This window comes from Pseudomonas sp. RIT623 (assembly GCF_004519305.1).
In the GTDB taxonomy this organism is placed as follows: Bacteria; Pseudomonadota; Gammaproteobacteria; order Pseudomonadales; family Pseudomonadaceae; genus Aquipseudomonas.
In genome coordinates this window covers 96,528-108,051 of the sequence record NZ_SOZA01000014.1, presented here as the reverse complement: position 1 = coordinate 108,051, position 11,524 = coordinate 96,528, and the positions used below count along the sequence as shown (strand labels likewise).

11 protein-coding genes are annotated in these 11,524 nt (G+C 64.5%); 5 read left to right on the top strand and 6 right to left on the bottom strand.

What is annotated here, in order from left to right; genetic code table 11:
* The first annotated feature begins 203 nt into the window (after positions 1–203).
* From E3U47_RS12355 to E3U47_RS12340, 4 genes are all read left to right on the top strand, one after another.
* Complete coding sequence (locus E3U47_RS12355; RefSeq protein ID WP_134691720.1) at positions 204–851, top strand: FadR/GntR family transcriptional regulator; 648 nt, start codon at positions 204–206, stop codon at positions 849–851.
* A gap of 13 nt (positions 852–864) precedes the next feature.
* Positions 865–2,145 carry an MFS transporter gene (locus E3U47_RS12350; protein WP_134691719.1) on the top strand — a complete coding sequence of 427 codons (1,281 nt, stop codon included), beginning with the start codon at positions 865–867 and terminating at the stop codon, positions 2,143–2,145.
* Positions 2,146–2,250: 105 nt separating this feature from the next.
* On the top strand, positions 2,251–2,709 hold the full coding sequence (locus E3U47_RS12345) for a nuclear transport factor 2 family protein (protein WP_134691718.1): 459 nt from the start codon (positions 2,251–2,253) through the stop codon (positions 2,707–2,709).
* A gap of 43 nt (positions 2,710–2,752) precedes the next feature.
* Positions 2,753–3,049 carry a GIY-YIG nuclease family protein gene (locus E3U47_RS12340; RefSeq protein WP_134691717.1) on the top strand — a complete coding sequence of 99 codons (297 nt, stop codon included), beginning with the start codon at positions 2,753–2,755 and terminating at the stop codon, positions 3,047–3,049.
* A 37-nt stretch (positions 3,050–3,086) separates the two neighbouring features.
* On the opposite strand, the gene yejK is transcribed toward E3U47_RS12340, so the two are convergent.
* A complete protein-coding gene (yejK, locus tag E3U47_RS12335) occupies positions 3,087–4,094 on the bottom strand; it encodes a nucleoid-associated protein YejK (RefSeq protein ID WP_134691716.1) in 1,008 nt (335 codons plus the stop codon).
* A gap of 391 nt (positions 4,095–4,485) precedes the next feature.
* Between yejK and E3U47_RS12330 the strand changes: the two genes are divergently transcribed.
* Positions 4,486–4,767 carry an HU family DNA-binding protein gene (locus tag E3U47_RS12330; protein ID WP_134691715.1) on the top strand — a complete coding sequence of 94 codons (282 nt, stop codon included), beginning with the start codon at positions 4,486–4,488 and terminating at the stop codon, positions 4,765–4,767.
* 47 nt (positions 4,768–4,814) lie between these two features.
* On the opposite strand, the gene rlmF is transcribed toward E3U47_RS12330, so the two are convergent.
* From rlmF to E3U47_RS12305, 5 genes are all read right to left on the bottom strand, one after another.
* On the bottom strand, positions 4,815–5,765 hold the full coding sequence (gene rlmF, locus E3U47_RS12325; RefSeq protein WP_134691714.1) for a 23S rRNA (adenine(1618)-N(6))-methyltransferase RlmF: 951 nt from the start codon (positions 5,763–5,765) through the stop codon (positions 4,815–4,817).
* A 163-nt stretch (positions 5,766–5,928) separates the two neighbouring features.
* Positions 5,929–8,775, bottom strand: a complete 2,847-nt coding sequence (locus E3U47_RS12320; RefSeq protein WP_134691713.1) for a valine--tRNA ligase — start codon at positions 8,773–8,775, stop codon at positions 5,929–5,931.
* A gap of 188 nt (positions 8,776–8,963) precedes the next feature.
* Positions 8,964–9,326, bottom strand: coding sequence for a DNA polymerase III subunit chi (locus E3U47_RS12315; RefSeq protein WP_134691712.1), 363 nt, complete (start codon positions 9,324–9,326; stop codon positions 8,964–8,966).
* 5 nt (positions 9,327–9,331) lie between these two features.
* On the bottom strand, positions 9,332–9,760 hold the full coding sequence (locus E3U47_RS12310) for a DNA polymerase III subunit chi (protein ID WP_134691711.1): 429 nt from the start codon (positions 9,758–9,760) through the stop codon (positions 9,332–9,334).
* Between the two features lie 52 nt (positions 9,761–9,812).
* The gene (locus E3U47_RS12305) at positions 9,813–11,306 is read right to left on the bottom strand and encodes a leucyl aminopeptidase (protein WP_134691710.1); all 1,494 of its coding nucleotides are present in this window, start codon (positions 11,304–11,306) and stop codon (positions 9,813–9,815) included.
* Positions 11,307–11,524 lie beyond the last annotated feature (218 nt).

The following is an 11,524-nucleotide window of genomic DNA, read 5'->3' as shown; positions in this document are numbered from 1 at the left end:
CAGCGGTTTTTGCCTACTTTTGCCCGCGTGCAAAAGTAGGTCGCCGTAAGGGCGAAAAGGTGACTAACTGTCGACATAATCTTCGAATGATCATAAAAAAATCAAAACAATCGCTGTCGAACCCAAACCCAAACCCTTGCCTCCTCCCCCCCAACCCGCTATCGTCCCAAAAAATTCATCCGATGACTGGACGTTCCCGCTAAGTGTCTCAACTAACCAAGCGCTCCCTGGTAGAACAAGCCGTAGACCAGCTCCGCGACCGCATCGCCATGGGCACCTGGTCGGTAGGTCAACGTCTGCCCACCGAACCCGAGCTGGCCAGCGACCTGGGCATCAGCCGCAACACCGTGCGTGAAGCCATGCGCGTCCTGGCCTTCAGCGGCCTGGTGGAAATCCGCCAGGGCGACGGCAGCTACCTGCGTACCGTCTCCGACCCGCTGCAAGCCGTCCAGGCCATGTCCCGCTGCACCGTCGAACACGCCCGCGAAACCCGCCACATCCTCGAGGCCGAAGCCATCGGCCTGGCCGCCCTGCGCCGCACCGAGCACGACCTACAGCAACTGCGCGAAGCCCTGCAACACAGCGCCGCGCATTTTCACAGCGATATCCCCGCCTACGTCGCCTGCGACATCCAGTTTCACCAGCTGCTGGTCGACGCCGCCCACAACCCCGCGCTGAGCGAGCTCTACCGCTATTTCTCCGGCGTGGTGGCCGCCGCCCTGCAACACAACATGTCCACCGTTCCCCGCTGCCAGGCCGTGTTCGACCTGCACGCAGAGATCGTCGACGCCCTCGAACAACGTGATCCGGAACGGGCCAAGCACCTTAGCCGGACCCTCATCGAATCCTGACAGCGAGAAGGCCATGGCCGAACGAACGAACCACGACACCGCCCAGCGCGAGGCGGAACTTGAAGAGCTGTTGATCGACGCCGAAGCCGACGACGAGCAGGTCCAGCAGCAACCCGTTGTGCTGCGCCGGCCCTGGTTGCTGCTGCTGGGGCTGGTGCTGGTGGCGCTGAACCTGCGCCCGGCACTGTCGAGCATGGCGCCCGTGCTCGGCCAGGTCAGCGCGGGCTTGGGCCTGAATGCCTCGCAAGCAGGCCTACTGACCACCCTGCCAGTATTGTGCCTGGGGCTTTTCGCACCGCTGGCGCCGGTCCTGGCGCGGCGTTTCGGCAGCGAGCGGGTGATCCTCGGCATCCTCCTGACCCTGGCCCTGGGCATCCTGGTGCGCAGCACGCTGGGGAGCGCCGGGGTTTTCCTCGGCAGCCTGATGGCCGGGGCCAGTATCGGCATCATCGGCGTGCTATTGCCCGGTATCGTCAAGCGCGACTTCCCGCAGCACGCCGGTACCCTGACCGGGGTCTACACCATGGCGCTGTGCCTGGGCGCGGCCATGGCTGCCGGCGCCACCGTGCCCTTGACCCGGCACTTCGACGATAGCTGGGCCATTGGCCTGGGCTTCTGGCTGCTTCCGGCCTTGCTGGCGATGCTGGTGTGGTTGCCCCAGGCGCGCCAGGGCCACGGGCTGCACAAGGCCGCCTACCGGGTGCGTGGGCTGTGGCGCGACCCGCTGGCCTGGCAGGTCACCCTGTACATGGGGCTGCAGTCGTCGCTGGCCTATATCGTGTTCGGCTGGCTGCCGTCGATCCTCATCGGTCGTGGCCTGAGCCCGACCGAGGCAGGACTGGTACTGTCGGGGTCGGTGATCGTGCAATTGGTCAGCGCCTTGAGCGCGCCTTGGTTGGCGACGCGCGGCAAGGACCAGCGGCTGGCCATCGTGATCGTGATGCTGGTGACCCTGGCTGGGCTGTTCGGCTGCCTGTATGCACCGATCGAGGGCCTGTGGGGCTGGGCGATTCTGCTCGGGCTGGGGCAGGGCGGTACCTTCGCCCTGGCACTGACCCTGATCGTGCTGCGCTCCAAGGACGCTCATGTGGCGGCGAACCTGTCGAGCATGGCCCAGGGCGTGGGCTATACGCTGGCATCCATGGGGCCATTCGCGGTGGGGCTGGTGCATGATCTGACCGGTGGCTGGAGCGCGGTGGGCTGGATCTTCGCGGTGCTGGGTATCGGCGCGATCCTGTTCGGTCTCGGCGCCGTGCGAGCACTGCATGTGCAGGTCAGCAGCGAGCACGTTTAAGGAACTGGCTTGCCCCGTGATCGTCATTCACGAGGCGAATGGGCATGGTGTTGCGGGCATCCAGACAGTATCTTGCGGGTTTCGCACCTTGCGCAGGAACAGTCCATGAGCGATGCCAACAGCGCCCTGATCACCCGTTTCTACCAGGCCTTCCAATGCCTGGACGCCGAGGCCATGGTGGCCTGCTACAGCGATGATGTCGTCTTCAGCGACCCGGTCTTTGGCACTCTGCGCGGGCACGACGCGGGCGACATATGGCGGATGCTCACCACCCGCGCCAAGGACTTCACCCTGACCTTCGACGACGTGCGCAGCGATGGCGCGCACTGGGTGGCCACCTACCTGTTCAGCCAGACCGGGCGGGTGGTGGTCAACGATATCCAGGCACGCTTCGTGATTCGCGACGGGCTGATTTGCCAGCACGACGATACCTTCGACCTGTGGCGCTGGTCGCGCCAGGCACTGGGCATGCCGGGCGTGCTGCTGGGCTGGACGCCGATGTTACAGAACAAGGTGCGCCAGCAGGCGTTCAAGGGGCTTCGCGCATTCCAGCAGGCGCGCTGAGGCGTTAAGCTGGCGACCTTCTTCCGTTGCACCGAACCGAGCCGTGAGCGAAACAGCGCCTTCCCCCGACTGCAAACCCTGGTACGTCTACCTGGTGCGTGCCGCCAATGGCTCGCTGTACTGCGGTATCAGCGATGACCCGCAGCGGCGATTCATCAAGCACCAGAAAGGGCAGGGCGCCCGATATTTCAAGACCAGCCCGGCACAAGCGCTGGTTTACGTCGAGCAGTGGCCCGACAAGGGCGAGGCGCTGCGCCAAGAGCGGTTGGTGAAGAAGCTGCGCAAGGCGGCGAAGGAGGCGTTGGTGGTTGCTTTCGCCCAGACGCAGGACACCTTGTAGGAGCCAGCTGGCTCCCACAGGAACGGCAAGCGTCAGCTCAGTCCTTGCGGCGCTTGAGCTGGTCGATCAACTGGGTTGGCAGGCCCTTGATCACCAGCGTGCCGGCCTCTTCGTCATATTCCACCTTCGAGCCCAGCAGATGTGCCTCGAAACTGATCGATAGCCCTTCTGCGCGCCCGGTGAAGCGGCGGAACTGGTTGAGGGTGCGCTTGTCGGCCGGGATCTCCGGCGACAGGCCATAGTCACTGTTGCGAATGTGGTCGAAAAACGCCTCGGGGCGGTCCTCGTCGATCAGGCTGGAGAGCTCCTCCAGCGCCATGGGTTCGCCCAGTTTGGTCTGTGTGGTGGCGTAGTCGACCAGGGTCTGGGTCTTCTCCCGGGCGGCTTCTTCCGGCAGGTCTTCCTTTTCGACGAAATCGCTGAACGCCTTGAGCAGGGTCCGGGTTTCACCCGGGCCGTCGACGCCCTCCTGGCAGCCGATGAAGTCGCGGAAGTAGTCCGAGACCTTCTTGCCGTTCTTGCCCTTGATGAACGAGATGTACTGCTTGGAGTGCTGGTTGTTCTTCCACTCCGAAAGGTTGACCCGCGCCGCCAGGTGCAACTGGCCCAGGTCCAGATGGCGCGATGGGGTGACGTCCAGCTCGGCGTTCACCGCCACGCCTTCGCTGTGGTGCAGCAGGGCGATGGCCAGGTACTCGGTCATGCCTTGCTGGTAATGGGCGAATAGCACGTGCCCGCCGGTGGACAGGTTGGACTCTTCCATCAGTTTTTGCAGGTGCTCGACAGCGACACGGCTGAAGCTGGCGAAGTCCCTTTCCCCGTCCTGGTACTGCTTGAGCCAGCCACTGAACGGGTAGGCGCCGGACTCGCCATGGAAAAAGCCCCAGGCCTTGCCCTGTTTGGCGTTGTAGCTGTCGTTGAGGTCGGCCAGCAGGTTCTCGATGGCGTCGGAGGCTACCAGTTCGCTGTCGCGGGCATGGAGCACGGCGGGGCTGCCATCGGGCTTCTTGTCGATCAGGTGAACGATGCAATGACGGATTGGCATGGAATTCTCGGGGTAAAGGGCGGCATGGGGCCGCGCTGCAAAAGGCGTTAAGTTTACCTCAGGGGGAGGGCGGTGCAGTGGCCAGATGTTGGCGGAAATGCCGGTTGTTCGTTTTTTGTTCAACTTTTTGCGGTTTTTTCTGAAACCCCCGAAAAACCTGCACAAAATCAGTGTCGATAGCGGATATTTATCGATTCCTGTGGTAGCTTTGCGCGGTCTTGCGCCCCTTGGGTGGCGCATTGCTGGCAGATCGCTTGCGGGGTGTCGAACCAAACGCCGATTTGCGTATCTACATACGCGATCGACGCGGCCTCTGGAATGTCCCGGGCTGGCCCGACCACCGACAAGCACGCTGCACAACCTCTGAATTTGATAGGGAAGGAACACCACCATGGCACTGACCAAAGACCAACTGATTGCCGATATCGCTGAATCCATCGACGCGCCGAAAACCACCGCGCGTGCTGCACTGGAGCAACTGGGCCAGATCGTCGCCGACCAACTGGAAAACGGCGCTGAAATCACCCTGCCAGGCATCGGCAAACTGAAAGTCACCGAGCGTCCTGCCCGCACTGGCCGCAACCCTTCGACTGGCGCCGCCATCGAAATCGCTGCCAAGAAAGTCGTCAAGTTCGTTCCAGCCAAAGTGCTGACCGACTCGATCAACAAGTAATTGTTGATTTGACGAAACCGCGCCCGGCTTGCCCGGGCGCGGTTTTTTCATGCCTGCGATTTACGCAAGGCATGCCATTGCTGGCGTGCCGCGTCGTCATGGAAGCTCCAGGCGACCATGCGGCTCTGCTTCTGCCCCTGGCCCATCTCGACGATGCGCAGGGCCTTCACCCCGGTCTTCTTCAGGGCCGCCTCGATGCCCGGCAGGTTGCTGGCCTTGGATACCAGGCTGGTGAACCACAGCACCTGGGCCGCGTACTGCGCGCTTTCGGCGACCAGTTGGCTGACGAAGCGGATCTCGCCGCCTTCGCACCACAGTTCATTGTTCTGCCCGCCAAAGTTCAGTACCGGCAGCTTGCGCTTGGGGTCCTGCTTGCCGAGGTTCTTCCACTTGCGTTGGCTGCCGCGGGTGGCTTCCTCGCGCGAGGCGTGGAAGGGCGGGTTGCACAGGGTCAGCTCAAAGCGCTCGTCGGCCTGCAGCAGGCCGCTGAGGATGTACTTGCGCTCAGGTTGCAGGCGCAGGCCAATGGCCTTGTCGAGCTTGTTGGCCTGGACGATGGCCTTGGCCGACGCCAGGGCGACGCTGTCGATGTCCGAGCCCAGGAAGCGCCAGCGATAGTCACTGTGGCCAAGCAGCGGGTAGATGCAGTTGGCGCCGACGCCGACATCCAGCGCGCGGACCTGGGAGCCACGGGGGATTTCGCCGCGATTGTCCTCGGCCAGCAGGTCGGCCAGCACGTGGATGTAGTCGGCGCGGCCAGGGATCGGCGGGCACAGGTAATCGGCGGGGATGTCCCAGTGCTGGATGGCGTACTGGGCTTTGAGCAGGGCGCGGTTGAACACCCGCACGGCTTCGGGGTTGGCGAAGTCGATGCTGGGCTTGCCGTGGGGGTTGGTGATGGTGAAACGGGCGAGGTCCGGGTGGGCCTTGATCAGTGCCGGGAAATCGTAGCGGCCCTGGTGGCGGTTGCGTGGGTGCAGGGTGGGTTTGTTGGTCATGGTCGGATCCGGTGTTGCAGGCCCTGGGGCTGCTTTGCAGCCCTTTCGCGACACAAGGCCGCTCCTACAGGATAGCGGCGCCTCTCGATCCGGCGCCGTTCCTGTAGGAGCGGCCTTGTGTCGCGAAAGGGCCGCAACGCGGCCCCAGCGGTCTATCAGGTTGTTACAGCGTTGCAATCCGCGCGTGCTGCTCGGTGAAGTTGGCCAGGGCCTGCTCCGACTCGGCCAGCTTGGCACGTTCCTTCTCGATTACCGCCGGCGGGGCCTTGTCGACGAAGGCGGCGTTGGACAGCTTGCCGCCGACGCGCTGGACTTCACCCTGCAGGCGCTGGATCTCCTTGCTCAGGCGCGCCAGTTCCGCGTCCTTGTCGATCAGCCCGGCCATCGGCACCAGCACTTGCAGGTCACCCACCAGGGCGGTGGCCGACAGCGGCGCTTCGTCCTGTTCGCTGAGCACGGTGAACGATTCGACCTTGGCCAGCTTCTTGAGCAGGGCTTCGTTTTCCTGCAGGCGACGCTGGTCGTCGGCGTTAGCGTTCTTCAGGAACAGCGGCAGCGGCTTGCCTGGGCCGATGTTCATCTCGGCACGGATGTTGCGCAGGCCGACCATCAGCTCCTTGAGCCACTCGATGTCGCCTTCGGCGGCGGCGTCGATGCGCGCCTCGACGGCTACCGGCCACGGCTGCAGCATGATGGTCTTGCCGTCGATGCCGGCCAGCGGCGCGATGCGCTGCCAGATCTCTTCGGTGATGAACGGCATGAACGGATGGGCCAGGCGCAGGGCCACTTCCAGCACGCGCACCAGGGTGCGCCGGGTGCCACGGGCGCGCTCTACCGGGGCGTTCTCGTCCCACAATACCGGTTTGGACAGCTCCAGGTACCAGTCGCAGTACTGGTTCCAGATGAACTCGTACAGCGCCTGGCTGGCCAGGTCGAAGCGGAACTGCTCGAGCTGGCGGGTTACCTCGGCTTCGGTACGCTGCAACTGCGAGATGATCCAGCGGTCGGCCAGCGACAGCTCGTAGGCCTCGCCGTTCTGGCCGCAGTCCTCGCCCTTGTCCAGCACGTAGCGGGCGGCGTTCCAGATCTTGTTGCAGAAGTTGCGGTAGCCTTCGACGCGGCCCATGTCGAACTTGATGTCACGACCGGTGGACGCCAGCGAGCAGAAGGTGAAGCGCAGGGCATCGGTGCCGTAGCTGGCGATGCCCTCGGGGAACTCCGCCTTGGTCTGCTTGGCGATCTTTTCGGCCAGCTTGGGCTGCATCATGCCGCTGGTGCGTTTTTCCAGCAGGGCATCGAGGGTGATGCCGTCGACGATGTCCAGCGGGTCCAGCACGTTGCCCTTGGACTTGGACATCTTCTGGCCCTGGCCGTCGCGCACCAGGCCGTGCACGTACACGGTCTTGAACGGTACCTGCGGGGTGCCATCCTCGTTCTTGATCAGGTGCATGGTCAGCATGATCATGCGTGCAACCCAGAAGAAGATGATGTCGAAGCCGGTCACCAGCACGTCGGTGCTGTGGAACTTCTTAAGGAACTCGGTCTGTTCCGGCCAACCGAGGGTGGAGAAGGTCCACAGGCCCGAGCTGAACCAGGTGTCGAGGACGTCGTCGTCCTGGCGCAGCGCTACGTCGGCGCCCAGGTTGTGCTTGGCGCGCACTTCGGCCTCGTCGCGGCCGACATAGACCTGGCCGGCCTCGTCGTACCAGGCCGGGATACGGTGGCCCCACCACAGTTGGCGGCTGATGCACCAGTCCTGGATGTCGCGCATCCAGGAGAAGTACATGTTCTCGTACTGCTTGGGCACGAACTGGATTCGGCCGTCTTCCACGGCAGCAATGGCAGGTTCGGCCAGCGGCTTGGTGGAGACGTACCACTGGTCGGTCAGCCACGGCTCGATGACGGTGCCGGAGCGGTCGCCCTTGGGCACCTTCAGGGCGTGGTCGTCGATGCTGACCAGCAAGCCCTGGGCGTCGAGGTCGGCAACCATTTGCTTGCGCGCGACGAAGCGGTCGAGGCCGGCGTACTGGGTCGGCAGCGAGGTATCGACGTTCTCGTTGACGCTGCCGTCGAGGTTGAACGCCTGGACCGCCGCCAGCACGGTGGCGTTCTTGTCGAAGATGTTCAGCAGCGGCAGGTTGTGGCGTTTGCCGACTTCGTAGTCGTTGAAGTCGTGGGCCGGGGTGATCTTCACGCAGCCGGTGCCGAATTCGGGGTCGCAGTAGTCGTCGGCGACGATCGGGATGCGGCGGCCGACCAGCGGCAGTTCGACGAACTTGCCGATCAGGGCCTGGTAGCGCTCGTCGGTCGGGTTGACGGCAACGGCGACGTCACCGAGCAGGGTTTCCGGACGGGTGGTGGCGACTACCAGGTGGTCCTTGCCTTCGGCGGTCTTGGCGCCGTCGGCCAGCGGATAGCGCAGGTTCCACAGGTGACCCTTCTCGTCGTGGTTTTCCACTTCGAGGTCGGAGATCGCCGTGTGCAGCTTGGTGTCCCAGTTGACCAGGCGCTTGCCGCGGTAGATCAGGCCGTCTTCGTGCAGGCGCACGAAGGCTTCCTTGACCGCCTCGGAGAGGCCGTCGTCCATGGTGAAGCGCTCGCGGCTCCAGTCCACCGACGAGCCCAGGCGGCGGATCTGGCGGCTGATGTTGCCGCCCGATTGATCCTTCCACTCCCAGACCTTCTCCAGGAACTTGTCGCGGCCCAGATCGTGGCGATTCTGGCCCTTGGCTTCAAGTTGGCGTTCCACCAGCATCTGGGTGGCGATACCGGCGTGGTCGGTGCCCGGCTGCCACAGGGTGTCGCGACCCTGCATGCGGCGGAAGCGGATCAGGGCGTCCATGATCGCGTTGTTGAAGCCGTGGCCCATGTGCAGGCTGCCGGTGACGTTCGGCGGCGGGATCATGATGGTGTAGGACTCGCCTGCACCTTGTGGGGCGAAATAGTTCTCGGACTCCCAGGTGTTGTACCAGGAAGTTTCGATGGCGTGCGGCTGGTAGGTCTTGTCCATGCGCGGCGGGACCCTATGGCATTTGTTCGGGAAAGCCGGGAAGTATAACCAACGCAGGAGGTTGAGGCGACAGGCGCCGGGGCTGCTTTGCAGCCCTTTCGCGGCACAAGGCCGCTCCTACAGGGGAACGCGATCTCCTGTAGGAGCGGCCTTGTGCCGCGAAAGGGCCGCGAAGCGGCCCCAGAGAGTCACTCGGAACGCTTGAGCAACCGCTCCAGCCGCGCATCGAGGCGGCGCTTGATCTCGGTTTCGATATGCGGGGTGAAGTCGTTGATCACGTCCTGCATGATCTGCTGTGCGGCGGTGCGCAGCTCGGCGTCCAGGTGCAGCAGGGTGTCCTGGCGGCGGGTCTGGGCATCTTCTTCGGGCGCGGGTGCTGGCGTGGCGACCGGCGCAGTGCCGGCGGGTTCGTCGAGCAACAACGGGATCTGCTCCACCGTTTCGGTCAGCAGGGGCGGTTGCAGGTCGGCGTCACCCAGCAGCTCGCGAATCGATTCGAGGTCGTCGAGCAGGTGGGCGGAATGGGTGAGGGAGTTCAGCTGCTTGTCCATCGTCGTCAAAGTCGCTGTAAGCGGTGGTCTTGCAGAGCATAGCCCTGTTCGCGGTAGAAACGGAATCGCTCGCGGGCGGCCAGGCGGATGGCCGAGTCCTCGACGACGATCTCGGCGACCCGTTCGAACTGGCCGACGAAGGTGGGGACAGCGCCGCCCAGGTTGATCAGCAGGTCACGGTGTTCGCCGGCATCGCTGCCGATGCCCAGCGCGACAATGGCGTCCGGGTGTTGCTCGGCGGGGTCGTGCGGCACGAAGGCCTCGCCCTTGAACTGCCACAGGCGCAGGTCGAGTTCGCTGCGTTGCGCCTCGTCCTGGCAATGCAGGTAGACCCGATGGCCGAGGCGCCAGGCCTTTTCACACAATTTGCAGGCGAAATCCAGCCGCGCCGACAGGGCGTCGGTGGGCAGGATGTAGAAATCGACTTGGCTCATGATCGGTCAGTGCCCGCCACTGGCGCGCGAGGGCGCCAGCGGTGGGGCGCCATCAGGCGCCGGCGCGGTCCAGCAGGTACTGGGTGAGCAGCGGTACCGGGCGGCCCGAGGCGCCCTTGTCCTTGCCGCCGCTGATCCAGGCGGTGCCGGCGATGTCCAGGTGCGCCCAGTTGTATTGCTTGGCGAAGCGCGACAGGAAGCAGCCGGCGGTGATGGCGCCACCTTTCGGCCCGCCGATGTTGGCGATATCGGCGAACGGGCTGTCCAGTTGCTCCTGATACTCGTCGAACAGTGGCAGTTGCCAGGCGCGGTCGTCGGCGCGCTTGCCGGCGTCCAGCAGTTGGCCGATCAGCTCGTCGTTATTGCCCATCAGGCCCGAAGTGTGGCCGCCCAGGGCGACGACGCAGGCGCCGGTCAGGGTGGCGATATCGATGACGGCTTGCGGCTTGAAGCGCTCGGCGTAGGTCAGTGCATCGCACAGCACCAGGCGCCCTTCGGCGTCGGTATTGAGGATCTCGACGGTCTGCCCGCTCATGGTGGTGACGATGTCACCCGGGCGGCTGGCACCACCGCTCGGCATGTTTTCGGCGCAGGCCAACAGGCACACCAGGTTGATCGGCAGCTGCAATTCGAGCACCGCGCGCAGGGTACCGAACACGCTGGCGGCACCGCCCATGTCGTACTTCATCTCGTCCATGCCGGCACCTGGCTTGAGGCTGATGCCGCCGGTGTCGAAGGTGATGCCCTTGCCAACCAGCACGAACGGCTTCTCGCTCTTCTTGCCGCCCTGGTAGCTGAGCACGATCAGCCGTGGCGGCTGGTCGCTGCCCTGGCCCACGGCGTAGAACGCGCCCATGCCCAGGTCCTTGATCTTCTTCTCATCCAGCACCTCGACCTTCAGGCCCTTGTGCGCCTTGCCCAGGTCCTTGGCCTGCTCGGCGAGGAAGCTTGGGTGGCAGACGTTCGGCGGCAGGTTGCCCAGGTCGCGGGTGAAGGCCATGCCGGTGGCGATGGCGCTAGCGTGCTTGACGGCGCGCTCGACCTCGGCCTGGCCGGCCTTGGCGGTGAGCAGGGTGATTTTCTTCAGGGCGCGCGGTTCGGCCTTCTGGCTCTTGTAGCGGTCGAACAGGTAGTTGCTGTCGAGCAGGGTTTCGGCCAGCAGGCGGTACTTGCCGTAGTGGCCGTCACGGCCGCTGACGGCCAGGTCGTCCAGGGCCAGCACTGCGTCGCTGCCGCCCAGGCCCTTGAGCACACCGGCGACGCTGGCGGCCAGCTTGCGCCAGGTGCGGTCGCCGAGGGCTTCGTCCTTGCCGCTGCCCACCAGCAGCACGCGCTCGGCCTTCAGGCCCGGCAGGCTGTGCAGCAGCAGGGTCTGGCCCGGCTTGCCGGCCAGGTCGCCGCGCTTGAGCAGGGTGCTGATGGCACCGCCGCTGGCGTCGTCCACGGCCTTGGCAGTAGTGCCCAGCTTGCGGTTTTCGCCCACCGGCACGACCAGGGTGGCGGTCTTGACGGATACAGCGGCTACGCTTTTTACAACCAGTTCCATGTCTGGGGTCCCCGAATGATCTGTCAGTTGGCGCTGTCTTGTGAACGCGCCCGGAAAACCGCCCCGGCGACCTTCTGCCGGCCTGCGGAAAAGCTGCCAGTTTGAGCCTGCGGCGACCTTCATGACAACCCCGACATGCGGCGTCATGCGCCGCCAAGTGACAGGCGCCGTCAATCACAGGATAATGCGCGCACTTTTACATGGAGGTTCGCCTTGGC